General features: G+C 59.1%; 23 protein-coding genes. 7 read left to right on the top strand and 16 right to left on the bottom strand.

The annotated features are described in order from the left end of the window. Window positions 1-14 precede the first annotated feature (14 nt). From AC236I_RS18150 to pdxR, 3 genes are all read right to left on the bottom strand, one after another. Entirely contained in the window at window positions 15-362 is a 348-nt protein-coding gene (locus AC236I_RS18150) for a hypothetical protein (RefSeq protein WP_487608571.1), read from the bottom strand. After that, entirely contained in the window at window positions 340-555 is a 216-nt protein-coding gene (locus AC236I_RS18145) for a hypothetical protein (RefSeq protein ID WP_487608570.1), read from the bottom strand. Before AC236I_RS18145 ends, AC236I_RS18150 begins: the two co-directional genes overlap by 23 nt. A gap of 83 nt (window positions 556-638) precedes the next feature. Further along, window positions 639-2,105, bottom strand: a complete 1,467-nt coding sequence (gene pdxR, locus AC236I_RS18140) for a MocR-like pyridoxine biosynthesis transcription factor PdxR (RefSeq protein WP_487608569.1) — start codon at window positions 2,103-2,105, stop codon at window positions 639-641. Between the two features lie 232 nt (window positions 2,106-2,337). Between pdxR and AC236I_RS18135 the strand changes: the two genes are divergently transcribed. The 4 genes from AC236I_RS18135 to AC236I_RS18120 are packed head-to-tail and all read left to right on the top strand — an operon-like array spanning window position 2,338 to window position 5,313. Beyond that, window positions 2,338-3,189 carry a transporter substrate-binding domain-containing protein gene (locus tag AC236I_RS18135; protein ID WP_004859243.1) on the top strand — a complete coding sequence of 284 codons (852 nt, stop codon included), beginning with the start codon at window positions 2,338-2,340 and terminating at the stop codon, window positions 3,187-3,189. Window positions 3,190-3,237: 48 nt separating this feature from the next. Continuing rightward, entirely contained in the window at window positions 3,238-3,879 is a 642-nt protein-coding gene (locus AC236I_RS18130) for an amino acid ABC transporter permease (protein WP_015584941.1), read from the top strand. A gap of 14 nt (window positions 3,880-3,893) precedes the next feature. After that, window positions 3,894-4,559, top strand: a complete 666-nt coding sequence (locus AC236I_RS18125; RefSeq protein ID WP_004859249.1) for an amino acid ABC transporter permease — start codon at window positions 3,894-3,896, stop codon at window positions 4,557-4,559. Further along, window positions 4,552-5,313 carry an amino acid ABC transporter ATP-binding protein gene (locus AC236I_RS18120; protein WP_004859252.1) on the top strand — a complete coding sequence of 254 codons (762 nt, stop codon included), beginning with the start codon at window positions 4,552-4,554 and terminating at the stop codon, window positions 5,311-5,313. The genes AC236I_RS18125 and AC236I_RS18120 overlap by 8 nt, the downstream gene beginning before the upstream one ends. Before the next feature lie 759 nt (window positions 5,314-6,072). Here the strand turns inward: AC236I_RS18120 and AC236I_RS18115 are convergent. Further along, on the bottom strand, window positions 6,073-6,837 hold the full coding sequence (locus tag AC236I_RS18115) for an SDR family NAD(P)-dependent oxidoreductase (protein ID WP_015584940.1): 765 nt from the start codon (window positions 6,835-6,837) through the stop codon (window positions 6,073-6,075). 180 nt (window positions 6,838-7,017) lie between these two features. On the opposite strand from AC236I_RS18115, the gene AC236I_RS18110 reads away from it, so the two are divergent. After that, the gene (locus tag AC236I_RS18110) at window positions 7,018-8,355 is read left to right on the top strand and encodes an aspartate aminotransferase family protein (RefSeq protein WP_004859258.1); all 1,338 of its coding nucleotides are present in this window, start codon (window positions 7,018-7,020) and stop codon (window positions 8,353-8,355) included. Window positions 8,356-8,633: 278 nt separating this feature from the next. Here the strand turns inward: AC236I_RS18110 and AC236I_RS18105 are convergent, their stop codons facing one another. From AC236I_RS18105 to AC236I_RS18085, 5 genes are all read right to left on the bottom strand, one after another. Further along, the gene (locus AC236I_RS18105) at window positions 8,634-9,341 is read right to left on the bottom strand and encodes an ABC transporter ATP-binding protein (RefSeq protein ID WP_004859262.1); all 708 of its coding nucleotides are present in this window, start codon (window positions 9,339-9,341) and stop codon (window positions 8,634-8,636) included. Next, on the bottom strand, window positions 9,328-10,164 hold the full coding sequence (locus AC236I_RS18100; RefSeq protein ID WP_044350480.1) for an ABC transporter ATP-binding protein: 837 nt from the start codon (window positions 10,162-10,164) through the stop codon (window positions 9,328-9,330). Before AC236I_RS18100 ends, AC236I_RS18105 begins: the two co-directional genes overlap by 14 nt. Next, complete coding sequence (locus AC236I_RS18095) at window positions 10,157-10,990, bottom strand: ABC transporter permease (protein WP_004859268.1); 834 nt, start codon at window positions 10,988-10,990, stop codon at window positions 10,157-10,159. The genes AC236I_RS18100 and AC236I_RS18095 overlap by 8 nt, the downstream gene beginning before the upstream one ends. After that, the gene (locus AC236I_RS18090; RefSeq protein ID WP_004859271.1) at window positions 10,990-12,003 is read right to left on the bottom strand and encodes an ABC transporter permease; all 1,014 of its coding nucleotides are present in this window, start codon (window positions 12,001-12,003) and stop codon (window positions 10,990-10,992) included. Before AC236I_RS18090 ends, AC236I_RS18095 begins: the two co-directional genes overlap by 1 nt. A 101-nt stretch (window positions 12,004-12,104) precedes the next feature. Continuing rightward, window positions 12,105-13,673 (bottom strand): ABC transporter substrate-binding protein, encoded by a 1,569-nt coding sequence (locus AC236I_RS18085; protein ID WP_004859275.1) that lies wholly within the window; start codon window positions 13,671-13,673, stop codon window positions 12,105-12,107. Between the two features lie 212 nt (window positions 13,674-13,885). On the opposite strand from AC236I_RS18085, the gene AC236I_RS18080 reads away from it, so the two are divergent. Then, the gene (locus AC236I_RS18080) at window positions 13,886-14,581 is read left to right on the top strand and encodes a GNAT family N-acetyltransferase (protein WP_054829304.1); all 696 of its coding nucleotides are present in this window, start codon (window positions 13,886-13,888) and stop codon (window positions 14,579-14,581) included. Between the two features lie 273 nt (window positions 14,582-14,854). Here the strand turns inward: AC236I_RS18080 and betA are convergent, their stop codons facing one another. From betA to betI, 3 genes are read right to left on the bottom strand one after another with little or no spacing between them, the layout of a single operon-like run. Beyond that, window positions 14,855-16,537: a choline dehydrogenase gene (gene betA, locus AC236I_RS18075; RefSeq protein ID WP_015584937.1), complete on the bottom strand. Its 1,683-nt coding sequence runs from the start codon at window positions 16,535-16,537 to the stop codon at window positions 14,855-14,857. A 14-nt stretch (window positions 16,538-16,551) separates the two neighbouring features. Then, window positions 16,552-18,024 (bottom strand): betaine-aldehyde dehydrogenase, encoded by a 1,473-nt coding sequence (gene betB / locus AC236I_RS18070; protein WP_099842910.1) that lies wholly within the window; start codon window positions 18,022-18,024, stop codon window positions 16,552-16,554. 11 nt (window positions 18,025-18,035) lie between these two features. Then, a complete protein-coding gene (gene betI, locus AC236I_RS18065) occupies window positions 18,036-18,629 on the bottom strand; it encodes a transcriptional regulator BetI (RefSeq protein WP_004859289.1) in 594 nt (197 codons plus the stop codon). A 128-nt stretch (window positions 18,630-18,757) separates the two neighbouring features. Between betI and AC236I_RS18060 the strand changes: the two genes are divergently transcribed. Further along, the gene (locus tag AC236I_RS18060) at window positions 18,758-20,791 is read left to right on the top strand and encodes a choline transporter (RefSeq protein ID WP_004859293.1); all 2,034 of its coding nucleotides are present in this window, start codon (window positions 18,758-18,760) and stop codon (window positions 20,789-20,791) included. 75 nt (window positions 20,792-20,866) lie between these two features. Here the strand turns inward: AC236I_RS18060 and AC236I_RS18055 are convergent, their stop codons facing one another. From AC236I_RS18055 to AC236I_RS18040, 4 genes are all read right to left on the bottom strand, one after another. Further along, a complete protein-coding gene (locus AC236I_RS18055) occupies window positions 20,867-21,652 on the bottom strand; it encodes an SDR family oxidoreductase (protein WP_004859296.1) in 786 nt (261 codons plus the stop codon). 35 nt (window positions 21,653-21,687) lie between these two features. Further along, window positions 21,688-22,485: an SDR family oxidoreductase gene (locus AC236I_RS18050; RefSeq protein ID WP_004859298.1), complete on the bottom strand. Its 798-nt coding sequence runs from the start codon at window positions 22,483-22,485 to the stop codon at window positions 21,688-21,690. A gap of 64 nt (window positions 22,486-22,549) precedes the next feature. After that, window positions 22,550-23,617: an ABC transporter permease gene (locus AC236I_RS18045; protein ID WP_015584935.1), complete on the bottom strand. Its 1,068-nt coding sequence runs from the start codon at window positions 23,615-23,617 to the stop codon at window positions 22,550-22,552. Between the two features lie 17 nt (window positions 23,618-23,634). Then, window positions 23,635-25,179 (bottom strand): sugar ABC transporter ATP-binding protein, encoded by a 1,545-nt coding sequence (locus AC236I_RS18040; RefSeq protein WP_004859306.1) that lies wholly within the window; start codon window positions 25,177-25,179, stop codon window positions 23,635-23,637. Window position 25,180: the final 1 nt, after the last annotated feature.

Here is a 25,180-nt window from a genome sequence, read left to right as displayed (position 1 = left end):
GGCTGGCACGACGCTTAGCCGGGCAATCCGACCGCATGCCCTGTAGCCCCGGTAAGCGCAGCGCCACCGGGGATTGCTCCGGCTGGCGCGACGCTTAGCCGGGCAATCCGACCGCATAGCCCCTGTAGCCCCGGTAAGCGCAGCGCCACCGGGGGATTGCTCCGGCTGGCGCGACGCTTAGCCGGGCAATCCGACCGCACGCCCTGTAGCCCCGGTAAGCGCAGCGCCACCGGGGGATTGCTCCGGCTGGCGCGACGCTTAGCCGGGCAACCCGACCGCACGCCCTGTAGCCCCGGTAAGCGCAGCGCCACCGGGGGATTGCTCCGGCTGGCGCGACGCTTAGCCGGGCAATCCGATCGCACGCCCCTGTAGCCCCGGTAAGCGCAGCGCCACCGGGGGATTGCTCCGGCTGGCACGACGCTTAGCCGGGCAATCCGACCGCATGCCCTGTAGCCCCGGTAAGCGCAGCGCCACCGGGGGATTGCTCCGGCTGGCGCGACGCTTAGCCGGGCAATCCGACCGCACGCCCTGTAGCCCCGGTAAGCGCAGCGCCACCGGGGATTTCTCCGGATGGCGGCGCGCGCACCTTATTCGGGCTACGGGATGCTGGATGCGCGGGGGGCGACGACAGACTTCGTTTACCCCAGCTGCGCCAGCTGGTGGCACAGTACCTCGACGCCGGGCGCAATCGCATCGGGATTGATAGCGTGAAAGCCCATGCGGAAAAAATTTTCCGGCGGGTTGGCGTTGAGAAAATGGCGCGCGCCGGGTTCAATCAGCACCCCGGCATGGGCGGCTCGCCAGGTCAGCTGCTGGGTATTGATCTGTTTCGGTGTCGCCAGCCAGAAGGCATTGGCATGTTCACTCCCGGGAATAATCCGGCACTCCGGCAGGTAGCGGTGCAGCGCATTATTCAGCCGCTCCCAGCGCTGGGCGGAGTCAAAGTGGTAGCGGCGCAGGTGGGTTTCATAGTGCCCCTGGGCGAGAAAATGGGCCATCTGATACTGAATATTGGTGGGTGGGTGGCGGTAAATCAGCCGCCGCAGCGCGCGGGCTTCATCAATCAGGTCCGGGTCGGCCACCATAAATCCCAGCCGCAGGCCGGGAGACAGCGCCTTCGACAGGCTGCTGACGTAAATCACCCGCCCGCTACGGTCGCTGGCTTTCAGTGCCGGTAGCGGGTTCAGCATAAAATTACTTTCCGAGTCGTAATCATCTTCAACGATCACCGCATCGTGGCGGGCCGCATGTTCCAGCAGCTGGCCGCGCCGCGCCTGGCTCATCGCCACCCCCGTCGGCACCTGGTGGCCGGGGGTGACGTAGTAGTAATCGCAGGGTGCATCGTCGAGCACGATCCCTTCTTCGTCCACCGGGTGCGGCACGATGTCGGCGTCCGCCAGCAGGAAGGTATTAATCGCCTCGCGGAAGCAGGGATTCTCGACGCCGACCCGGGTTGTGGACGACATCAGCAGGCGGGTGAGCAGGTAGAGCGCGTTCTGCGAGCCGAGCGTAATCAGGATCTCATCCGCTGCAGCGACGATGCCGCGCTTGGGCAGCACCCGGGTGCGGATCTGCTCAATCAGCATCGGGACGTCCTGGTCGATGTGATCGACGACCCAGGCCGGATCGCGCACGCCGCCGTGCAGCCAGTTGGCCGCCGAACGCCAGGTGGTCAGCGGAAACTGGCGGGTATCCGGCTGGCCATAGATAAACGGATAGCGATAGTTCATCCAGCCGGCGGGTTTAAGAATCGACTCCTGCTGGCTGGGAGTGATTTGCAGTCGCGCGCCCCAGCGTGGTGCAGCGCGCTCGTCATCCGGTGCATCCTGCACGGCAACCGTCGCGGCGGAATGCTGATAGTCGGGATGCAGATAGTATCCGCTGCGCGGGCGGCTGATGAGATACCCTTCGCTGACCAGATTCTCAAAAACCAGCGCCGTAGTATTGCGCGATACCCGCAGCTGGCTGGCCAGCTGACGGCAGGAGGGCAGCGGCGTGTCGGCGGAAAAAATACCGCTCAGAATGGCGTTAACCAACGTCTCCCGCACCTGCTCCTGTAAACCGCGACGTTGGTCGAACTCGACGTGCAAAAGGTGACGGATCATGCGGGGCTCCTTACGTGAATACTCTGTCTACCCTGCAGCAAATTCCATACCACCCTGAAAAAGTCTGACACACGGACGCAACGAAACTGGCTCTATCCGGAAAACAAAAACGCTCCCTACAGTAAAAACGCATTCATCAGTCGCGGAACGGAACTTCCGTCGGCACAAGTTTTGCAAAACCTTTTCATGTTCGGGAATGAACACGTCTGGCGAATTAATTAGGGGTGGATTGATGAACAAATCGTTGGGTTCAATGTGTCTGGGCGCCGTTATGGCACTGGCTTTTTCTTATCACGCAGCGGCAGCAGATCTCCCGGAAATTGAAAAATCCGGCACCCTGAAAGTCGCGACCGAAGATGATTACGCGCCGTTTAACTTTATGAGCAACGGCCAGGCCGATGGCTTTAACAAAGATATGCTGGAGGAGCTACGCAAGTATGCGAAATTCCACGTCGACCAGAGCATCCTGCCGTGGACCGGCCTGTTAGCGGCGGTCTCCACCGGTCAGTACGATATGGCGTTAACCGGCGCGGTGATTACCGACGATCGACTTAAGGTCTTTGACTTCACGCCGCCGTGGGCCTCGGCGCAGCACTATTTTGTCAAGCGCGCTGGCGATAACTCTCTCAACACCATCGCCGATTTGAGCGGCAAAAAAGTGGGGCTGCAGGCGGGCAGCGCGCTGCTGGCGCGACTGCCTGAACTGAAAGCGATGCTGGAAAAAACCGGCGGCAAGCTCGGGCCGGTGGTGGAGTATCCCTCCTATCCGGAAGCCTACGCCGACCTTGCCAATAAGCGCCTCGATTACGTGATTAACGTGGTGATTTCCGTCAACGACCTGGCGAAAGCCAAACCGAAGGTCTTCGCCAAAGGACTGGCGGTGTCCGGCCCGGGCTATATGGCCTGGCCGATTCCGAAAAACTCACCGCAGCTTTTGGCCTACATGACCAAATTTATCAACCATATGCGCGAAACCGGCAAGCTTGCAGAGCTGCAGAAAAAATGGTTTGGCGAAACCTACGATAACCTCCCGACGGAAGCGATTACCAGCCCGGAACAGTTCCATAAACTGGCTGGTTTGTAACATTTTGCGGCGGGTCACCGCCGCGTTTTTAATCCACAGGAGGGCCATATGGATGTAATTTCCTGGCAGTTATTGATTGAAGGCGCATGGACGACCCTCTGGATTTCGGCCATCGCTATCGCCTTTGGGGTGGTGATTGGTCTGCTGATCGCGCTGGTGCGGATGCTGCGTCTGCCGATTATTGACCAGCTGCTGGTGGTCTATATCAGCCTGGCGCGCGCCACGCCGCTGGTGACGCTGGTGCTGTTTCTGTTTCTCTCGCTGCCGACGGTGGGGATTAATCTGGATAAAAACGTGGCGGCAATCGTGGCGCTGACCCTCAACACCTCGGCTTTTAACGCCGAAATCTGGCGCAATGCGTTCCGTACCTTCCCGCGTGAACAGCGTGAGGCGGCAGAATCCGTGGGGATGCGCCGCTGGACCTATTTTCGCTACATCATGCTGCCGCAAATGTGGATCGAAAGCCTGCCGGCGCTGGTGAACGAAATGTCTTTCCTGATTAAAGGCAGTCCGGCGATTGCGGTGATCGGCGTGGTCGATTTGACCCGCGTGACCAACCGCATCTCATCCGTCACCTATGAGCCCCTGTCGCCGATTCTTGCGGCGGGTCTGCTTTATGTCGTGATAATCGGCATGCTGCTGAAGCTGCAGGGACTGGCGGAACGTAAAGCGAAACGCCTGGCACGATAACAACCGGAGGATCTATGAATCAGTGGGCCATTATCTGGTCAGCGCGCGACAGCTTTATTGCCGGCCTGATCGCCACTCTTGAGCTATTCATTCTGGCCGCCGTTGTGGGGTTAGCCATTGGCATTGTGCTGTGCTATTTGACCGAATATCAAAAGCGCTGGCTTAACCGGGTGATTATCGGTTTTGTCAGCCTGATGCGCGCGATTCCGTTCTTAATCCTCGCCTATCTGCTCTATTACGGCCTGCCGGAAGTGGGGATCAGTATGGACGCCTGGAGTGCCGGCCTGGTGGCGCTGATGATCTACCACGGCGCCTATTTCTTTGAAATCCTGCGCAGCCAGCGTCGGGTCTTCTCCGCCGGATATATTGAGGCCGCGGTGGCGCAGGGCTTTTCACGTTACCAGATATACCGGCGGATTATTTTGCCGAATATCGTCTCATCGGCGCTGCCGCTGCTCGGCAACCAGCTGATTATTTGCCTGAAGGATACCGCTTTTCTCAGCATTATCACCGTTCAGGAAATTACCGCCGCGGCCAACAGCGTGCAGGCGACCTGGTTCATCCCGTTTAACGCTTTTATCGTCGCGATTGCACTCTACTGGGCGATCAGCATTTTGCTGGAGTTGCTGATTAAGCGACTGAGCGCCCTCGGAGCCAGAAGAGGAATGAGTCATGCCTGATACCACTGCAGTAAGCATTAAAAACGTCTCTAAGCAGTTTGATAATATTGAAGTGCTGCGCGATATCAACCTGACCGTCGAAAAGGGATCGGTGGTCAGTATTCTGGGGTCGTCAGGTTCCGGTAAATCGACGCTGCTGCGCTGCATGAACTGGCTGGAACAGCCGGACCGCGGGGAGATTCATATCGGCGGCCAGCGGCTGGGGATCGATGAACAGAATGGCAAAGCCATGTCCCATCGCCAGCTGTCGAAGATTCGTGAGCGGGTGGGGATGGTGTTCCAGAGCTTTAACCTGTGGCCGCACCTGACCGTGCAGCAGAACGTCAGCGAAGCGCTGCTCCACGTCAAAGGAATGAAGCGCGATGAAGCGTCTGCAATCGCCATACAGCAGCTGGAAAAGGTCGGGATGGCGCACAAGGCCGACGCCTGGCCGATTACCCTCTCCGGCGGGCAGAAGCAGCGGGTGGCCATTGCCCGTTCGCTGGCGATGTCGCCGGAAGTGATTCTGTTTGACGAGCCGACATCGGCGCTGGATCCCGAACTGGTCAACGAAGTGTTGGGAGTGATGAAGGCGCTGGCGGCGGAGGGCTACACCATGGTGGTGGTGACTCATGAGATGGATTTTGCCCGCCAGGTATCGGATGAAGTGGTGTTTCTCGAAAAAGGGCTGTTGATTGAGAAAGCGCCGCCGGAGAAATTTTTCACCAACCCGGATTCTGAACGCGTACGCCAGTTTTTGCAGAGCCGCCGCTAATACGAGGGGCCCGATCGCCTGCGGCCGCTCTCCCCGGTGGCGCTGCGCTTACCGGGGCTACGGGGTTGTGCGGTCAGGGAGTCTGGATAAGGCGCATCGCGCCGCCATCCGGGAAACTCCCCCGGTGGCGCTGCGCTTACCGGGGCTACGGGGTTGTGCGGTCAGGGAGTCTGGATAAGGCGCATCGCGCCGCCATCCGGGAAACTCCCCCGGTGGCGCTGCGCTTACCGGGGCTACGGGGTTGTGCGGTCGGGAAGTCTGGATAAGGCGCATCGCGCCGCTATCCGGGAAACTCTCCCGGTGGCGCTGCGCTTACCGGGGGGACGGGGTCGTGCGGTCGGGAAGTCTGGATAAGGCGCATCGCGCCGCCATCCGGGGAGGTGTTCCGGCAGCAAGGTATTTGGTTCCGTTCACTATCCATTCACAGAACTGTTTCATCGTGGCACGTGAACGGATAAAGGGGGAGAAACCCTCTCCTGCTTCACCATCCCCACGGTACGGCAAAGAAATCGGCGCTGCGCTCGCCTCCCGACGCTCAACGCGATGCTACTCCTCCCATCCCTGGCGTCCAGCCCCTGCCTGCCGAGCTCCGGTTCGCTGATTTCAGCGGATACCGGAGCATCGCGGGAAGTCTTGTTGTTGCAGAATGACTTAAGCTGCTGTCAGCGCTTTTCTCTGGCCGCAGGCGGCCGGAAACAGGTAGCCCCGGTAAGCGCAGCGCCACCGGGGAGGGGGGAGATCAATCGGGCGGGTCTACAATCAATCCCGGTCAATGGCGAATGGCTGCCAGGCCTGGCGCACCGGCATCACTTCTACGCGGTTGATATTCATATGATCCGGTAAGGTGGCGATGTAGAACATCTGCCCGGCGATATCCTGCGCGCTCAGCGGGGTGGTGCCGCGATACAGATTATCGGATGCCGCCTGGTCGCCTTTAGTGCGCACGAGAGTGAATTCGGTCTCGGCAATGCCCGGCGCCAGATCGGTCACCCGCACCCCGGTACCGAGTAAATCGCAGCGCAGGTTGTAGCTGAACTGCTTCACAAACGCTTTGCTGGCGCCGTAGACGTGGCTGCCCGGATAGGGCCACTGACCGGCAATGGAGCCGACATTGATGATACTGGCGCCGGCGCCATGCTGAATGAGCGTTGGCAGCAGCGCGTGGGTGACGTTAACCAGGCCGGTAACGTTGGTATCGATCATCGTTTTCCAGTCCTGCAGGTCGACCTTCTGCGCCGGCTGCGGCGCCAGCGCCAGCCCGGCGTTGTTAATCAGCGTTTTGATATCGGCAAAGGCGGCGGGCAGCTCTGCCACCGCGGCGGCAACGGCCTCGCTGTCACGCACGTCCAGCTCGATAATATGTACCGGCACCAGCAGGCTCAGCCGGTCATACAGTTTTTGCAGGCGCGCCAGGCGGCGGCCGCTCAGCACCAGCGACCAGCCCGCTTCGGCAAACACCTGTGCCGCTGCCTCCCCAAAACCTGAGGTGGCCCCGGTAATAAACACTATGTTGTTGGTGGTCATTTCACTCTCCTGTGCGCATTGTTGCCCTCACTATAAAAACGCCGCGGGCGGCGACACAGGGCCAGTTGTCAGGTGGCGTTGTGACACGGTGTCACAACCTTTTCGAGCGACTGGCTCTATCCCTTTTTCCGTCGGGCGACCAATGATGGAGCCAACAACAATGACATCAGAGGGCAGGGTATGAAGCTGGCAATACAGAACGATGTAACGGTAAGCAACGATGACGTTCGCCAACTGGATCGCGCTTATGTTTTCCATTCGTGGTCGGTACAGGGCAACATCAACCCGCTGGTGATTGCCGGAGCCAGGGGCTGTGAACTGTGGGATTATGAAGGCAAAACCTACCTTGATTTCAGCAGTCAGCTGGTTAACGTCAATATCGGCTATCAGCACCCGCGCGTGCTGGCGGCGATGAAAGCGCAGCTGGAGGAGCTGGTGACAATTGCGCCGGCGACCGCCAACCTCGCCCGCGGCGAAGCGGCGAAACGCATCGTCGAACTGGCGCCGGAAGGCTTCAGCAAAGTGTTCTTTACCAATGCCGGAGCCGACGCCAACGAGAATGCTATCCGCATGGCGCGGCTCTATACCGGACGCGATAAAGTGCTGTCGGCCTATCGTTCATACCACGGCAATACCGGCAGCGCGATTGCCGCCACCGGCGACTGGCGCCGGGTGCCGAACGAGTACTCGCGCGGCCACGTTCACTTTTTCAACCCCTACCTCTATCGCAGCGAATTTAATGCCGTGACGGAAGAGGAGGAGTGTCAGCGCGCGCTGGCGCATCTGCGCAGAATCATTGAGTGCGAAGGCCCTGGCGCTATTGCCGCCATTTTGCTGGAGTCAATTCCCGGAACCGCTGGCATTCTGGTGCCGCCTGATGGCTATATGCAGGGCGTACGGGCGCTGGCCGACGAGTTTGGTATTGTGCTGATCCTCGATGAGGTGATGGCCGGGTTTGGCCGTACCGGCAGCTGGTTTGCCTTCGAGCAAGATGGCGTGGTGCCGGATCTGGTGACCTTTGCCAAAGGGGTTAACGCCGGGTATGTGCCTGCGGGCGGCGTGCTGATTAGCGACCCGATTGCCCGCTATTTTGACGACCATTTCTTTGCCGGTGGCCTGACCTACTCCGGCCATCCGCTGGCGATGGCGGCGATTGTGGCGACGATCGATGCCATGAAAGAGGAAAACATCGTCGAAAACGCGGCGCAGATGGGGAATCACGTCCTGCGTCCGGGGCTGGAGGCACTGGCGGAAAAACATGCGATCATTGGTCATGTCCGCGGCCGCGGGCTGTTCCAGGCGCTGGAGCTGGTCAGCGACCGCGAAGCTAAAACACCGCTAACCGCGGCGGATATGGCGGCGATTAAAGGGGCCTTAACCGAAGCCGGTCTGCTGGCCTTTGTGGTGGAAAACCGCATTCACGTGGTACCGCCCTGTACCATCAGCGCCGAGCAGATTGCGAAAGGGCTGGCGATTTTTGACAGCGTATTCGCCCGCTTCGCCACGCTGGCGAAATAAGCCAACCTTGTTCCCGGATAGCGGCGCGATGCGCCTTATCCGGGCTACCTGACCGCACGACCCCGTAGCCCCGGTAAGCGCAGCGCCACCCGAGAGTTTCCCGGAGAGCGGCGCCAGCGCCTTATCCGGGCTACCCGACCGCACAACCCCGTAGCCCCGGTAAGCGCAGCGCCACCGGGGAGTTTCCCGGATAGCGGCGCGATGCGCCTTATCCGGGTTACCCGACCGCACGACCCCGTAGCCCCGGTAAGCGCAGCGCCACCGGGGGAGTTTCCCGGCTATCCCGCCATCCGGTGTTCACCTTTCACCAGCGCCTCGCGATCGAAGAAGCGCTGAATGACTCCCTCGGCCATAAATGCCGCCCGATCCGACATATGTGCAATCACATCGGCATCATGACTGACCAGCAGATAGGTCATGCCGTGCTCCTGCTTCAATCGGTTCAACAGATTGAGAATTTCCGCCTGTACCGACATATCCAGCGCCGAGGTGGGCTCATCTAACAGCAGGATCTGCGGGCGCAGCAGCAGCGCGCGCGCAATGGCCACGCGCTGGCGCTGGCCGCCGGAAAGCTGATGCGGATAACGACGCGCGGCGTCGGCGGGGAGCCCCACCTGTTCCAGCGCGGTATCGACCCGCTGCCGGATGGCGTCGAGACCGTGGATTTTCAGCGGTTCGGCCAGGGTACGCCACAGCGTATGGTTGGGGTGCAGAGAGGCATAGGGATCCTGAAACACCATCTGCACGTTGCGGCGCAGCTCGCCCTGAAAACGAACGCCGGGGGCTATCGCTTTGCCAAACAGCTGAACGCCGCCGCGCCACTCGCGCTGTAGTCCGGCGAGAACCCGCAGAATCGTCGATTTCCCGCAGCCGGAAGCGCCGATCAGGCTGAAGGTTTCCCCGGCCTCAACGCTGAAGCTGGCGGCGGACACCGCCGTTTTTTCCGCAAAAATGACCTGCAATGCATCGAGATTAACGACTGCCATGCGCCGCCTCCGTAAAGTCCAGTGTTCTGTCGAGAGTGGGCAGCATCTGGCCGTAGGTGCTCGCATCGGGACGACAGGTCCACAGCGTACGGGTGTAGGGATGCGTGGCCTGAGGCAGCTCGCGGGCGGGCATCTCATCGACCTGCGCCCCCTGGTACATCACCAGTACCCGGTGGCAATGTTGCGCCACCAGCGGCAGATCGTGGCTGATCAGCAGCATCGCCATTTGCCGCTGCTCGCACTGTTCCACCAGCAGTTCGAGGATCTGATTGCGCAGGCGGGAATCGAGCGCCGAGGTCGGCTCGTCGGCAATCAGCACCTTCGGGTTGTTCAACAGCGCAATGGCGATCATCACCCGTTGCCCCATCCCGCCAGAGAGTTCGCCGGGGTAGCGGCTGAGTACGGGTAAATCGAGGCCGACGGCGGCAACGGCGGCTTTCACCGCCTCCTGCCGCGCGCGGCGGCTCAGGCGCTGATGCAGCGTTAATGCCTCTTCCAGCTGTGCCTGAATGGTCTGTACCGGATTCAGCGCATAGCGCGGATCCTGCAGCACCATGGCGATATCGTTGCCGCGCAGCGCGCGCCAGCGGCGATCGTTGAGGGTCAGAAGATCGTGTCCCAGCACGTTCAGCGTTTCTGCGCTGACCACGCCCGGACGACGCACCAGTCCCATCAGCGCGCGGGCGGTCATTGATTTGCCGGAACCGGATTCGCCCACCAGCGCCAGCCGCTCGTTGCCGAGCGTAAAGCTGACGTTATTCACCACCCGGGCAGAGGGGTAGTCGATGCTTAACCCCTGAACGGTGAGTCGGGTATCAGTCATGTTGCGGCTCCAGAACATCGCGCAGGCCGTCGCCCAGCAGGTTAAAAGCCAGGCTGGCTATCAGGATCACCGCCCCGGGCGCGGCGGCAATCCACCACTGATCGAAAATGACCTGCATTCCGTCGGCGATCATCGCCCCCCATTCCGCCATCGGCGGACGCGCGCCGAGACCGAGGAAACCGAGCCCGGCGGCGGCGAGAATAATGCCGGCGAGATCCAGCGCCAGGCGCACGATGGCGGAAGGCAGGCACAGCGGTAAAATATGGCCAGTCAGCAGCCGCCAGCCGCGAATGCCCATCATTTCCGCCGCGGCCAGATAATCGCTATGGCGCAGACGTTGAATTTCGCTCCGCGCCTGGCGAGCGTAGGCGGGCCAGGTGGTGAGCGCCAGTGCCAGCGCACCGTTAACCAACCCAGGCCCCAGCATGGCGACAAAGGCAAAGGCGAGGATCAGCCGCGGCATTGACATCACCACGTCGGTAAATCGCATCAGAATACGCTCCAGCCAGCCGCCGTAATAGCCGGAAAGTATCCCCACCAGCAGACCGGCGGGGAGCGTAATCAGCGTGACTAACGCCACCAGCCCCAGCGCCGGGCGCGCGCCGTAAATCAGGCGAGAGAGCAGGTCGCGGCCATAGCTGTCGGTGCCGAGCCAGTGCCGGGCATCGGGGCTTTGCAGGCGTGCCGCGGCATCCTGCCAGTTGGGATCGAGCGGCGCCAGCCACGGCGCGAACAGCGCCACCAGCAGGAGCAGCGCGATGACGATCAGCCCGAAAAAGGCGGCGGGGGAGCGACGCAGACGACGCAAAAACAGATAAGCCGGCATCAGCGTACCCTCGGGTCGGTCAACCGCACCAGCAGGTCGGTGAGATTGTTAATGAACACAAAGCTGGCGCCAATCAGCAGCGTACCGCCCATGATCGCCGTGGTATCCCCGGCGAACAGCGCGGTAGTCAGGTAGCGGCCAATTCCCGGCCATGAGAAGACGGTTTCCGTCAGCACCGCGCCTTCCAGCATCGAGGTCCAGGCCAGGGCGATGACCGTCAGCAGAGTGCCGCGAATGTTGGGGAGTACGTGCCGCAGCAGAATCGTCATTTCGCTGGCCCCTTTGGCGCGCGCCAGCAGGATGTACTCTTTATTCATCTCGCTGAGGCAGGCGGAACGCGTCAGACGGGTGATGCTGGCCAGCGAATAGTATCCCAGCAGCAGCACCGGCAGCAGCAGATGGCCAATGGCGTTTTTGAAGGCCTCTTTATCGCCAGAGAGCCAGGTATCAATCAGCACGAAGCCGGTTCGCGGTTCGACGGTATATTGATAGATATCGTCCAGTCGCCCGGGGCCCGGCGTCCACTGCAATTTGGCGTAGAACAACGCCAGCATCAGCAGCCCGAGCCAGAAAATGGGAACCGAGTTGCCGATCAAGGTCAAGGTGCGTACCGCCAGATCCCACGGCGAACCGGCGTAGCGGGCGCACAGCACGCCGGCAATCACCCCGAACAGCGCCCCGACGATCAGCGCCAGGGTGGCCAGTTCGAGGGTGGCGGGAAAGGTGGCGAGCAGGTCGTGCAGCACCGGCTGGCCGGTGGAGCTGGCCGTGCCGAGGTCGCCGTGGGCAAGGTTAACCAGATAGTGCCAGAACTGCACCGGCAGCGGGCGATCGAGCCCGAGCTGGTGGCGAACCTGATCATAGGTCGACTGGCTGGCATGATCGCCGACGATTTGCAGCACCCGATCGACAGGTGAAAACGCGGAAAGCGCGAACGTGACGAGCAACAGCCCAAAGAGCGTGAGTAGCAGGGTAAGCAGCCCCTGAAGCACGCGCGTGGAAAGATGTGGCATGGGAAGTCTCTTCATACCGGGAGGCGGCTTCGCCTTACCCGGCCTACAAAAAACGAGAACCCGGGCCGGGTAAGCGCAGCGCCACCCGGCAACAAGGGAAATTACTTGGTGACGTTATCGTACCAGACCATATCGGCGTTGAGGCCCTGCTGATAGCCTTTGACGTTATCGCGGACCACGATCTGCGTTTTCCCTTGGTCAACAAATACATACGGCGAACTGCGCTGCAGCTCTTCCTGCATTTTTTTGTACAGATCGAGGCGTTTTGCCGGATCCGCTTCGGCGACCGCCGCCTGGGTTTCTTTATTTAGCTGCGGGATCTGCCAGCCGTTGAGACCGGCAACGGTGCTGGATTTACCATCATTCCACGCGAAGGCGCTGGCGTTGGAGTGGGCGTCAAAATAGTCCGGGATCCACAGGCGAATAGCTGCCTGGTGCTGCTTCGCGCGCACGCGGGCATACACCTGGCTGCCCGCTGCCGGCAGCAGGTCAATCTTCACGCCGCCCTGGGCAAAGCTGGCCTGCATCGACTGGGCGATAGTAATGAACGGCGGTTTGTTCTCGACATCAAGAGTGAAGTGCGCGTCCTTAATCCCCGCTTTGGCGAGAATCGCTTTGGCCTTCTCCGGGTCAAATTTGAACGGATTATTATCCAGCGCGCCCGGCAGACCAACCGGCAGGAAGCTCTGATGCACAAAATACTGGCCTTTAAGCAGATCTTTGGTGATGCCGTCGTAGTCCACCAGCCAGCGCGCGGCTTCCCACAGAGCCGGGTTTTTCAGCAGCGGGTTAGCGCTGTTGCCGGTGTTGAATGCCAGGTAATTCTGCTCGGCGGAGGGAATGCTCAGCACGTTAACGCCGGGTTTCCCCTGCAGGGCGGCTATCTGATCGGCGCCGAGATCGCGGGCGATATCGGCATCACCCTGTTGAATCAGCAGGCGGCGAGAGGCCGGATCGGGGACGTTTTTAATAATGATGCTTTTCAGCTTCGGCGCCCCGGTAGGCGAGCTGTTGTTGGCCTCCAGCACGATGGCCTGATGCGGCTGATAGACGCGCATTTTGAACGCGCCGCTGCCCGCCGAGTGCATTTTCAGCCAGCTGTTACCGAAATCGTTGTCTTTGACGTTCGGCGCCACCAGCTTTTCATCCACGATGGAGGCGATCGGCGTGGAGAGGATATTCAGCGCGACCGCCGGACTGACGTCAGCGGTCCAGTGCAGCTGCAGCGTATGGTCATCGACCTTTTTCAGCTGGCTGGCGATGTTGTCCGGCTGCCAGCCGAGGACGTTGAGGATAAACGCGGGGGACTTATTCAGCGTCACCGCGCGGGTATAGGAGAAGATAATGTCTTCCGGACGCAGCGGGTTGCCCGAAGCAAATTTGGCATCGGGCTTCAGCTTGATGGTCAAGGTTTTCGCCGCCGGGTCGGCCTGCCAGCTTGCGGCCAGAATCGGGGTGATTTTTTCAGGGTTGTCGCGATCTGGCTGAACCAGGCGCTGGTAGAGACTCGGTACCGTCTGAATGCTGGAAAGCTCATTGGCTTCTGCCGGGTCGAGGCTGACGATGTCGTCAAGACCCTGGGCAACGACCAGGGTGGAGGGCGGTGTCGCGGCATGGACGGCGGCGGAGAGTGCGGTCAGCACCAGTAAAGACAGCAGTTTTTTGGTCATGTGCAATCCCTGAAAAAATGTTGTTTTGATTATTTATGCTTCGCTACGTTAGGCCGCTTCCCCGCAGTCGTAAAGTCAAAATACGGATAAGCTTATGCTTAAAAAGAATAATTCATAGCGATGGGTTATTAATGAAAAAAAGCGGCGGCGCGCTTTTTGTCCGCCGCGCTTCTTGATATAACAATTTCATTACAATTCAACGGGGTGCGGGCATGCCGGAAATCAATCAATATGGTCAGGTGGTGAATGATGTTGTCGCAGACTGGCAGGGGGCCAGGATCCTGAAACGCACGCCGTTAAGCGGGCGCTTTTGCCGGCTTGAGCCGCTGGAGGTGCAGCGCCATGCCGCCGATCTGTTCGCCGCCTACGCGTTGGGAGATGAGAGCGACTGGACATGGCTGGCCAGCACCTGTCCGGCAAGCGTGGAAGCGACGACCCACTGGGTGGCAGGTAAAGTCAACGATGATGCGCTGGTGCCGTTTGCGGTTATCGATCTGCAGACCGAGCGGGCGGTTGGGCTGGTCAGCTATATGGCCATCGATCGGGCAATGGGGACCGTTGAAATCGGCCATGTGACCTGGTCGCGGAAGATGAAGAACACGCCGCTGGGCACGGAAGCGGTATGGCTGTTGCTGAAAAATGCCTTCGGGCAGGGCTATCGCCGGCTGGAGTGGAAATGTGATTCGATGAATATTGCCTCACGACGGGCGGCGGAGCGCCTGGGTTTTACCTGGGAAGGGTGTCTGCGGCAAAAAATGGTGCGGAAAGGGCGCACCCGCGATAGCGACCAGCTGTCGATTATTGATAGCGAGTGGGCGGCGCGGGATGCGGCGCTGCGCGCATGGCTGGCGGCGGAGAATTTTGATGGTGAAGGGAGACAGCTGAAGCGACTGGAGGATTTTCGCTGATTGCAGCCAGCGGACAAAGTGCGTGCATCGGGAATTGCCCGGCGGCGCTTCGCTTGCGCGGGCCTACCTCCAGTCAGTCAATCTTTCTTATTCACAAATACGGCGGCGCTTCGCCTGCATGGGCCTACCGGCGCAGTCCGGTAGGCAGGTAAGGGCTTCGCGACAAACAGGGGCGGTAGACTGATTCTACGGAACAGACTCGCTGTCGTAGGCCGGGCAAGGCGTCAGCCGCCGCCCGGCAGAGATGTCAGAACACAAGCCCGAGCAGGCTTGCTATCCCTTAACAGCGGCCTGACGACGCACCGGCGCGCCGTTCGCCACATAATAGCGCGCCGTGCTGCGCGGCAGCGGCGCGCGGCCGCGAATGGCATCGGCTATCTTCTCGCCAATCATGATGGTGGTGGCGTTGAGGTTGCCGGTGATGATCTGCGGCATAATCGATGCATCCACTACCCGCAGCCCTTCCAGACCGTGAACTCGCCCCTCGCCATCGACCACCGCCATTTCGTCATAGCCCATTTTACAGGTCCCGCAGGGATGGAAAGCGGTCTCGGCGTGATTACGCACGAACTCATCCAGCTCGGCATCGCTCTGGCACGCCAGACCCGGGCTGATTTCCCGGCCGCGATATTTATCCAGCGCCGGCTGGTTCATGATGTCGCGGGTGATGCGGATCGCGTCGCGGAACTCCTGCCAGTCCTGTTCGCTGGACATATAGTTGAACAGAATTGCCGGATGCTCATGCGGGTCGCGTGATTTCAGGCGCACATGGCCGCGGCTGGGCGAACGCATGGAGCCGACGTGGCACTGGAAGCCGTGCTCTTTCACCGCATTCGAACCGTTGTAGTTAATCGCCACCGGCAGGAAGTGATACTGAATATTCGGCCACGCAAACGCCTCCCGGCTGCGAATAAACCCGCCCGCTTCAAACTGGTTGCTGGCGCCGATGCCGGTCCCGCCGAACAGCCATTCAGCGCCAATTTTCGGCTGATTCCACCATTGCAGCGCCGGATAGAGCGACACCGGCTCCTTGCACTCGTATTGCAAATACATCTCCAGGTGGTCCTGCAGGTTTTCACCGACGCCGGGCAGGGCGTGCACCAGCGGGATATCAAACTGGCGTAGCAGTTCGGGATCGCCGACGCCGGAACGTTGCAGAATCTGCGGCGAAGCGATGGCTCCCGCGCAGAGCAGCACTTCTTTACTGGCCGTTGCTTTTGACGGCGCGGTGCTATCGCCCTCCAGCCACTCCACGCCTACCGCGCGCTTACCGGCAAAAATAATATGGTCGGTCAGCGCATGGGTGCGAATCGTCAGGTTTGGGCGCGCGCGGGCCTGGTCAAGATAGCCGCGGGCGGTACTGGCCCGGCGTCCCTGCGGGGTCACGGTGCGATCCATCGGTCCGAATCCCTCCTGCTGGTAGCCATTGAGATCGTCGGTGCGCGGATAGCCGGCCTGGACACCGGCTTCTACCATGGCATGGAACAGCGGATTATTATTCTGCTTCGGCGTGGTGACGCTCACCGGGCCATCGCCGCCGTGGTAGTCGTTGGCGCCGATATCGCGGGTTTCCGCTTTGCGGTAGTAGGGCAGACAGTCAAGATAGCTCCACTGCTCAAGCCCCGGCGCGGTGGCCCAGTTGTCGAGGTCCATTGCATTACCGCGGATGTAGCACATGCCGTTAATCAGCGACGAGCCGCCGAGCCCCTTGCCGCGACCGCACTCCATGCGCCGGTTATTCATATGCGGTTCGGGTTCGGTCTCGTAGGCCCAGTTATAGCGTCGGCCCTGTAGCGGAAAAGCCAGCGCGGCGGGCATCTGGGTACGGAAATCAAAACGATAATCCGGGCCGCCGGCTTCCAGCAGCAGGACGGTGGTATGAGGATCTTCCGTCAGTCGTGTCGCCAGTACGTTGCCGGCAGAGCCGGCACCAATAATGATGTAGTCAAATTGCAAAAATGACCTCCTGGTTAAAATATGGATTGAAACTGACCCATCTCAACCTGGATGGATTTCACCTGGGTGTAGCTCTGGAGCGTCATCACGCCGTTTTCGCGGCCGATACCGGAGTGCTTATAGCCGCCGACCGGCATCTCCGCCGGGGACTCTCCCCAGCTGTTGATCCAGCAGATCCCGGCCTCAAGCTGATGAATGATGCGGTGGGCGCGGTTTAAATTCGCCGTCACCACGCCGGCGGCAAGGCCGTATTCGGTGGCGTTGGCGCGGCGAATCACTTCTGCCTCATCGTCATAGGTCAGAATCGACATCACCGGGCCAAAGATCTCTTCGCGTACGATGGTCATATCATCGCGGCAGTCGCTAAATACCGTGGGGGCGACCCACGCGCCGCTGGCGAAGTCATCGCCTTGCAGCACACCGCCGCCGCACAGCAGACTCGCCCCTTCCTGCTTACCGCTGGCGATATAGCGCAGGACATTTTCGCGATGCGGGAAGCTCACCAGCGGACCGAAGTTGGTTGTTTCCTCAAACGGGTCGCCGGGACGAATCCGCGCCACGCGGGTGAGAATTTTTTCCTCGAACGCCGCTTTAGCCCGCGTCGGAATAAACACCCGGGTACCGTTGGTGCAGACCTGGCCGGAGCTGTAGAAGTTGGCCATCATCGCGATATCGGCGGCGAGGTCGAGATCGGCATCGTCGCAGACAATCAGCGGCGACTTGCCCCCCAGCTCCATGGTCACCTCTTTCAGCGATGAGGCGGCGGAGTTGGCCATCACTTTTTTGCCGCTGGCGACGCCGCCGGTAAAGGAGATTTTGGCAATGTCCGGATGTTCGGTCAGGTACTGCCCGGTTTCGGCGCCGATGCCCGGCAGGACGTTAAATACGCCGTCCGGCAGGCCGGCTTCGCGGTAGATTTCCGCCAGCTTCAGGGCGGTGAGCGGGGTGACTTCACTCGGTTTAAAAATCATGGCGTTACCGGCGGCCAGCGCCGGAGCGGATTTCCACAGCGCGATCTGAATCGGGTAGTTCCAGGCGCCGATCCCGGCCACGACACCGAGCGGCTCGCGGCGGGTATAGATGAATGAACTGTCGCGCAGCGGGATCTGACTGCCTTCGAGCGCCGGGATCAGTCCGGCGTAATACTCCAGCACATCGGCGCCGGTGACGATATCGACATGGGCGGTTTCGCTCAGCGGTTTACCGGTATCCAGCGTCTCCAGCCGCGCCAGTTCGTCGTTACGCTCGCGCAGAATATCCACCGCTTTGCGCAGGATACGCGAACGTGCCATGGCGCTCATCGCCGCCCAGATTTTTTGCCCTTGTTGGGCGCTCTTTACCGCCCGGTCGACATCGTCGCGACCCGCGGCCTGGACTGTCGCCAGTACTTCCCCGTTGGCAGGGTTGAGGGTCTCGAAGGTTTTCCCGCTGGTGGCAGGGACGTAACCACCGTGGATATAAAGCTGCTGTTCGGCCATTCGGGACATGGTTTCCTCCATTATTGAGACGTCGGTGGCAGATACTGGCTGATGAAATGGTCGGCGAGCGTTTCGGCGCGGGCTTTATCGAGCGGTTTACCGCTCAGCGCCGCGCGTAGCCACAGTCCGTCGATTAAGGCGGCGAGACCATAACCGGCCTCCTGCGCCTGCTGGCGCGGCAGCTCGCGCTGAAATTCATAGACGATGTTCGACAGCAGACGTCGGCTGCAGACCTGCTGCAGACGGTAGAGCATCGGTTGATGCATGCTGCTGGCCCAGAAGGCGAGCCAGGCTTTCATCGCCGCGCTGCTTATCTGGCTGTCGTCGAAATTACCCGCCACGATGGCCCGCAGCCGCCGTTCGGCGCTGGCGCCCGGCAGCGCGTGCAAACGGCTCAGTACCGCCAGCCGGAGCTGGCCGGTGATGTCGCGCATCGTTGCTTCCAGCAGACCGTTCTTATCCTTGAAATAGTGACTAATGATGCCGGTCGATACGCCCGCCCGTCGGGCAATTTGCGCGATAGTGGCATCGTGCATTCCCACCGCGTTTATCGCCTCGAGGGTGGCGTCAATAAGCTGCCGCTGGCGTATCGGTTGCATCCCCAGTTTGGGCATTTCCTTGGTTCCATTCATCAGATTTGTTTATCTATTAAAGCGGTTTTTGATTGGACGTTCAATATAAAATGTGTCTTAATTGTTGCGGTTTTGGATTTTAATAGTTACAAAAACAGTGAGGATACTGGATGACAGACCTTTCGCCGAGCAGAGAAAAGGACAAAATCAATCCGGTGGTTTTTTATACTTCCGCCGGACTGATTTTGTTGTTTTCCCTGATGACTATCTTCTTCAGCGATTTTTCCGCGGCCTGGATTGGCCGTACCCTGAACTGGGTTTCAACGACTTTTGGCTGGTACTATTTGCTGGCGGCCACGCTGTATATCGTGTTTGTGGTCTGCATTGCCTGCTCGCGCTTCGGTTCGGTGAAGCTCGGGCCTGAGCACTCCAAACCGGAGTTCAGCATGCTTAGCTGGGCGGCGATGCTGTTTGCCGCCGGTATCGGTATCGACCTGATGTTCTTCTCGGTCGCCGAACCGGTCACCCAGTATATGCAGCCGCCGGAAGGGGCCGGGCAGACCATGGAGGCCGCGCGTCAGTCGATGGTCTGGACCTTGTTCCACTACGGGCTGACCGGCTGGTCGATGTATGCTCTGATGGGTATGGCGCTAGGATACTTTAGCTATCGTTATAATTTGCCGCTCACCATACGCTCCGCCCTCTATCCCATTTTCGGTAAAAAAATCGATGGTCCCATCGGCCATAGCGTGGATATTGCGGCGGTGGTCGGGACCATTTTTGGGATTGCCACGACGCTGGGGATCGGGGTCGTACAGCTTAATTATGGTCTGAACGTGCTGTTTGATATTCCGGATTCGCTGGGGGCGAAAGCGGCGCTGATTGTCCTGTCGGTGATAATCGCCACGATTTCGGTGACCTCCGGGGTCGATAAAGGGATTCGTATTCTCTCCGAACTGAACGTGGTGCTGGCGCTGGGGCTGATTCTGTTCATCTTGTTTATGGGCGATACCGAGTTTCTGATGAACGCGCTGGTGCTGAACGTTGGCGACTACGTGAACCGCTTTATGGGCATGACCCTCAACAGCTTCGCTTTCGATCGCCCGGTCGAGTGGATGAACAACTGGACGCTGTTTTTCTGGGCCTGGTGGGTTGCCTGGTCACCGTTTGTGGGGCTGTTCCTGGCGCGTATCTCGCGTGGGCGCACCATTCGTCAGTTTGTGCTGGGGACGCTGATTATTCCGTTTACCTTCACCTTACTCTGGCTGTCGGTCTTCGGTAACAGCGCGCTGTACGAAATTATTCACGGCAATGTCGCCTTTGCCGAAGAGGCGATGGCTCATCCGGAGCGCGGCTTCTATAACCTGCTGGCCCAGTACCCGGCCTTTACCTTCAGCGCCTCGGTCGCCACCATCACCGGGCTGCTGTTCTATGTGACTTCCGCTGACTCAGGGGCGCTGGTGCTGGGGAACTTCACCTCGAAACTCAAAGATATCAACAGCGATGCGCCGAACTGGCTGCGTATCTTCTGGTCGGTTGCTATCGGTCTGCTGACCATCGGAATGCTGATGACCAACGGGATTTCGGCGCTGCAGAACACCACGGTGATCATGGGGCTGCCGTTTAGTTTCGTGATCTTCTTTGTGATGGCGGGGTTGTATAAATCATTGAAGGTCGAAGATTATCGCCGCGAGAGCGCCAGTCGCGATACCGCCCCGCGCCCGCTCGGCGTGCAGGATCGACTGAGCTGGAAGAAACGCCTGTCGCGGTTGATGAACTATCCGGGAACCCGCTATACGCGTCAGATGATGGAGACGGTGTGCTACCCGGCGATGGAGGAGGTGGCGCAGGAGCTTAAATTGCGCGGCGCCTATGTGGATCTGAAAAGTTTACCGCCGGAGGAGGGGGATAATCTGGGCCATCTCGACCTGCTGGTGCATATGGGCGATGAACAGAATTTTGTCTATCAGATCTGGCCGCAGCAGTATTCGATTCCGGGCTTCACCTACCGGGCGCGCAGCGGTAAATCGACCTACTATCGTCTGGAAACTTTCCTGCTGGAGGGCAGCCAGGGCAACGACCTGATGGACTACAGCAAGGAGCAGGTGATCACCGATATTCTCGATCAGTATGAGCGTCACCTGAACTTTATCCATCTGCACCGGGAAGCGCCGGGGAACAGCGTGATGTTTCCCGGGATGTAGGCGGCGGACGGTGGAGTAAGGAAAAAGGCGCCCTGTGGGCGCCTTTTTTCGAGCGAATGTCGCGATATGCGCGGCTTACCAGCAGATAAATCCGCCATCAACGACCAAATCAACGCCGGTACAAAATGAGGCGGCGTCGCTGGCGAGAAACAGAGCCGGCCCCGCCATCTCTTCAACTTTTGCCATGCGCTGAATGGGCGTCTGGTTTTCAAATTCGCGAGTCTGATGGACCATTTCAGGACGGGTATTCATCGGCGTCGCGGTGTAACCCGGGCTCATTGAGTTGACGCGAATCCCTTTGCCGACCCACTCCATGGCAAGGCTTTTAGAGAGATGAATCACGCCGGCTTTGGCGCTGTTATAATGCGCCTGTTCTAGCCCGCGGTTAACGATAATTCCCGACATCGAGGCAATATTAATAATCGAGCCGCCGCCGGATTCCAGCATCAGTTCCGCTTCCGCTTTACAGGAGTTCCAGACGCCGGTGAGATTGATATCAATAACCCGCTGCCACTGTTCCGTCTCCATCTCCAGCGCCGGGTTGGCGTTGGCGATACCGGCGGCATTGACGGCGATATCGAGACGGCCGAAGCGACTTTTGGCCAGCGCGACGCCAGCGCGAAGATCGCTTAGCTGGCGCACATCCCCGGTATAAAAGCAGGCTTCGCCGCCTATCGCTTCAATATGACGCACGGTTTCGGCAAGTCCCCCGTCTTCGCGCAAATCGAAACCGACGACGCGCGCGCCCGCGCTGGCGAGCCCGTAAGCAATCATCTGGCCAATACCACTGCCCGCGCCGGTGACAAAGGCAACGCGGTCCTGCAGGTTAAACAACTGTTGAGCAAAATCTTTTGCGATCATAGTGATTACTCTTCTGGTCAAAACCCTGGCGGGTATTAAGACATGATTAAGCCGCCGTCGATGTTAATCGTCTGCCCGGTGAGATAGCGCGCATCGTCAGAGGCGAGAAAGGCCACCAGTCCGGCAACATCCTCCGGTTTCCCCGCCCGTTTCATCGGTATACCTTCTACCCATTCCGCCATCAGCTCGCCTTTGCCATAGCGCTTTTGTTCATTGCTGAGAATTTCGCCCCACACCCGGTCGTTGTAGTCCCACATTTCACTTTCGATAATTCCGGGGCAGAAGGCGTTGACGGTGATGTTCCACGGTGCCAGCTCATGAGCCAGGCTTTGCGTAATGCCGATAACGCCCATTTTGCTGGCGGCGTAATGCGGGGTGTAGATAAAGCCCTGGCGCCCCTGACCGGACGAGGTATTGATTAAACTGCCGTAGTTCTGTTTAACCATATATTTGGCCGCTTCGCGACAGCACAGCCAGACGCCGGTTGTATTCACGGCCAGCACTTTTTCGAAATCGGCTTTTGGCATACGATCGAAATAATCGATGGTGATCACTCCGGCGTTTTGAATAGAGACATCAATGGTGCCGAAGCGGGCTGCGGCCTGTTCGTACAGGGACTGAACCTGGGCTTCATCGGTGACATCAATCTCCAGCGACAGAATATCGGCCTGATAACGTTGGCGTAAGGTTTCTGCGGTTTCATGGACGCGCGGTGCATTAGAGACCATCACCAGCCTGGCGCCATCGCGTGCAAAGCGTTCGGCGATGCCGGCGCCAATACCACGGCAGGCCCCGGTAATGACGATGGTTTTATTGTGAAAATTTCTGTGCATACTTTTTTCCCTTTAGCGAAGCCGGGCGGTTACGCCCGGCGGAAGAATCGGTGCTATGCGTGAATTAACTGGATGCCGCGCCGCTGGGGTGAACCGTCGCCAGCTTTTCTTCGTGGCGGCGCATGAGAATGACCTTGTTCTGTAGCTTCTGCTGGAACTGATCGACGACGACGGCGGTGACGATGACCACGCCTTTAATCACCATCTGCCAGAAATCACTGACCCCCATCATCACCATTCCGTCGGCGAGGAAGACGATCACGAAGGCGCCAATAATCGACCCGGTCACCCGGCCGCGACCGCCCGCCAGCGCGGTCCCGCCGAGAACGGTGGCACCGATCGCATCCATTTCGAACATGTTGCCGGTCATCGGGTGCGCGGTTTGCAGCTGTGAGGCGACAATCAGCCCGACGAACGCGGCGCAGAGTCCGGAGAAGGCATAAACAAAGATTTTGGCCTTAACAATCGGGACGCCGGCCAGACGGGCCGCGGACTCATTGCCTCCAATGGCGTAGATATAGCGGCCCAGCGGGGTTTTCGTGGTCAGCCAGTAGCCCAGCAGCAGAAAAGCGATCATCAACCAGATCGGCAGATAAATTCCCAGGACGGTACCGGAGCCGAGAGTGGAGAAACCGGTATTGCCCAGCGCTTCCATGCCGTTGAGATTGGGGTAAGTGCTACCGTCGTTAAACAGCAGGGCAGAACCGCGGGCGACGTACATCATTCCCAGGGTACAAATAAAGGGCGCCACGCCAAAGCGGGTGATCACGGCGCCGTTAACCAGCCCCACCAACACGCCAAAGATAGCCACGCACAAGATGACTTCCGGTACGTTGAAGAAGATGACGCTACCGTTCCATAGCGGCAGCCCGTTGGTCAGCAGGGCGCCGGCCACCATGCCGCAAATCCCGGCCACGGCGCCGACTGAAAGGTCGATTCCCCCGGTCAGAATGACCAGCGTCATCCCGATAGCCAGCAGGCCGGTAATGGCCACATGCTGGGTCATGATCAGCAGATTCGACGTCGTCAGGAAATTCGGTACCATCACGCTGAAAAACGCAACAACCAGCAGCAGAGCGATAAACGTTCTGGCCTTCAGCAGGTACATATAGATCATATATTTCTGGTTCATGATGGGTTCCAGCCTGATTAATCTTGAGGTGTTGAAGCCGCGATTAATTTTTCGCGGGTGACCGCATGACGCGGTAAATCAGCGGTAATACGGCCATCGGCCATCACCAAAATACGATCTGCCAGAGCCATCACTTCATCCAGCTCTGACGAGGAGAACATCACGGCCAGCCCCTGTTGCGCCATTTTGCCAATCAGGTGATAAACGTCCGTTTTGGCGCCCACGTCGATGCCGCGCGTGGGTTCATCCAGAAAAACGACCTGCGGCTGCGTCATTAACGCTTTCCCCAGCACCACTTTTTGTTGGTTGCCGCCGCTCAGAGAAGTGATGGGGAGCTCGGGATCGCTCACTTTGATGGCAAGCTGCTGAATCATCTCTTTAACGCTGGCATGCTCTTTATGCGGATTCAGCCATTGCCAGGCGCGGCGAAACCCCTGAAGACTGAAATCGGAGAGCGTCATATTGGATTGAATGGACATCATCTGCACCACGCCTTCGCCCTGTCTGTCTTCCGGTACCAGCGCCAGCCCTTTTTTGAGTCTGGCCTGAAAAGGGGCCCTGCCGATGTTTTCACCGTTGAGATGGATGCTGCCATTCTGGCACGGCATCAGGCCGACCAGTCCTTTAAATAGCTCGGTACGCCCGGCGCCCAGCAGGCCGTAAATGCCGATGACTTCCCCTTTACATAAGGTAAAGGTGACATCATTAAGTTTGTAACCGCCGCTATGGTGCAGCGCGGTCAGACCGTCCACCGCCAGCACCGCTTCGCCTTTGGGGGCCGGTTGATAGTCGAAATGCTTTTTCTTATCGCCGACCATCTGTTCAATGATCCACGGGATGCTGGCATCGCTGACGGTCCGTTCGCTGATAAAACGGCCATCGCGGAAAATGGTAATGTGGTCGCCAATTTCCATCAGTTCTTCCAGACGATGGGAGATATAGATGATGGTGACGCCGCGCCGTTTAAGCTGCCCGATAACATTGAACAGGACTTTGACTTCAGACTGGCTGAGGGCGGAAGTGGGCTCATCCATAATCAATACGCGCGTATCTTTGGACAGGGCGCGCGCAATTTCGACCAGCTGCTGGTGGCCAATACCCAGTTCCCCGAGCGGAGTGTAGGGATCAACATCAAGCTCCAGTCGTTCCAGCAGTGATTTAGCCAGTTCGTATTGGTATTTTTCGTTGATCCTTCCTTTCTGGAAAAACTCATTAGCCATGAAAATATTATCCATGACATTCATATTCGGGAATAAATTCAGCTCCTGGAAAATAATGCTGATACCCTGTTTTTCAGCCTGGTGAGTCGAATTTAATGAAACGGGAGAACCCTCGAGAATAATTTGTCCGGAGGAAGGCGTTTCGACACCGGCAAGCATTTTCATCATGGTGGATTTGCCCGCACCATTTTCTCCGATCAGAACGTTGACTTTATTTCGATAAACCCGGTAGTCGACGTTATCTAAGGCGATAACGCCTGGGTAAACGCGAGATAATCCGCGGGTTTCGATAATAACTTCAGCTTCGACTGGTTGGGGAGTGACGATTTCTTGCGCTGACATC

The sequence above is a fragment of the Klebsiella sp. Sb-30 genome (assembly GCF_057652795.1).
Note: the sequence above shows the minus strand (reverse complement) of the source record. Positions and strands in the feature narration are given on the sequence as shown.

Bases quoted from the DNA above. Each gene is read 5' to 3' on its own strand.
- pdxR (WP_487608569.1), bottom strand. From the start codon at position 2,105: ATGATCCGTCACCTTTTGCACGTCGAGTTCGACCAACGTCGCGGTTTA.
- AC236I_RS18135 (WP_004859243.1), top strand. From the start codon at position 2,338: ATGAACAAATCGTTGGGTTCAATGTGTCTGGGCGCCGTTATGGCACTG.
- AC236I_RS18130 (WP_015584941.1), top strand. From the start codon at position 3,238: ATGGATGTAATTTCCTGGCAGTTATTGATTGAAGGCGCATGGACGACC.
- AC236I_RS18125 (WP_004859249.1), top strand. From the start codon at position 3,894: ATGAATCAGTGGGCCATTATCTGGTCAGCGCGCGACAGCTTTATTGCC.
- AC236I_RS18120 (WP_004859252.1), top strand. From the start codon at position 4,552: ATGCCTGATACCACTGCAGTAAGCATTAAAAACGTCTCTAAGCAGTTT.
- AC236I_RS18115 (WP_015584940.1), bottom strand. From the start codon at position 6,837: ATGACCACCAACAACATAGTGTTTATTACCGGGGCCACCTCAGGTTTT.
- AC236I_RS18110 (WP_004859258.1), top strand. From the start codon at position 7,018: ATGAAGCTGGCAATACAGAACGATGTAACGGTAAGCAACGATGACGTT.
- AC236I_RS18105 (WP_004859262.1), bottom strand. From the start codon at position 9,341: ATGGCAGTCGTTAATCTCGATGCATTGCAGGTCATTTTTGCGGAAAAA.
- AC236I_RS18100 (WP_044350480.1), bottom strand. From the start codon at position 10,164: ATGACTGATACCCGACTCACCGTTCAGGGGTTAAGCATCGACTACCCC.
- AC236I_RS18095 (WP_004859268.1), bottom strand. From the start codon at position 10,990: ATGCCGGCTTATCTGTTTTTGCGTCGTCTGCGTCGCTCCCCCGCCGCC.
- AC236I_RS18090 (WP_004859271.1), bottom strand. From the start codon at position 12,003: ATGCCACATCTTTCCACGCGCGTGCTTCAGGGGCTGCTTACCCTGCTA.
- AC236I_RS18085 (WP_004859275.1), bottom strand. From the start codon at position 13,673: ATGACCAAAAAACTGCTGTCTTTACTGGTGCTGACCGCACTCTCCGCC.
- AC236I_RS18080 (WP_054829304.1), top strand. From the start codon at position 13,886: ATGCCGGAAATCAATCAATATGGTCAGGTGGTGAATGATGTTGTCGCA.
- betB (WP_099842910.1), bottom strand. From the start codon at position 18,024: ATGTCCCGAATGGCCGAACAGCAGCTTTATATCCACGGTGGTTACGTC.
- betI (WP_004859289.1), bottom strand. From the start codon at position 18,629: ATGCCCAAACTGGGGATGCAACCGATACGCCAGCGGCAGCTTATTGAC.
- AC236I_RS18060 (WP_004859293.1), top strand. From the start codon at position 18,758: ATGACAGACCTTTCGCCGAGCAGAGAAAAGGACAAAATCAATCCGGTG.
- AC236I_RS18055 (WP_004859296.1), bottom strand. From the start codon at position 21,652: ATGATCGCAAAAGATTTTGCTCAACAGTTGTTTAACCTGCAGGACCGC.
- AC236I_RS18050 (WP_004859298.1), bottom strand. From the start codon at position 22,485: ATGCACAGAAATTTTCACAATAAAACCATCGTCATTACCGGGGCCTGC.
- AC236I_RS18045 (WP_015584935.1), bottom strand. From the start codon at position 23,617: ATGAACCAGAAATATATGATCTATATGTACCTGCTGAAGGCCAGAACG.
- AC236I_RS18040 (WP_004859306.1), bottom strand. From the start codon at position 25,179: ATGTCAGCGCAAGAAATCGTCACTCCCCAACCAGTCGAAGCTGAAGTT.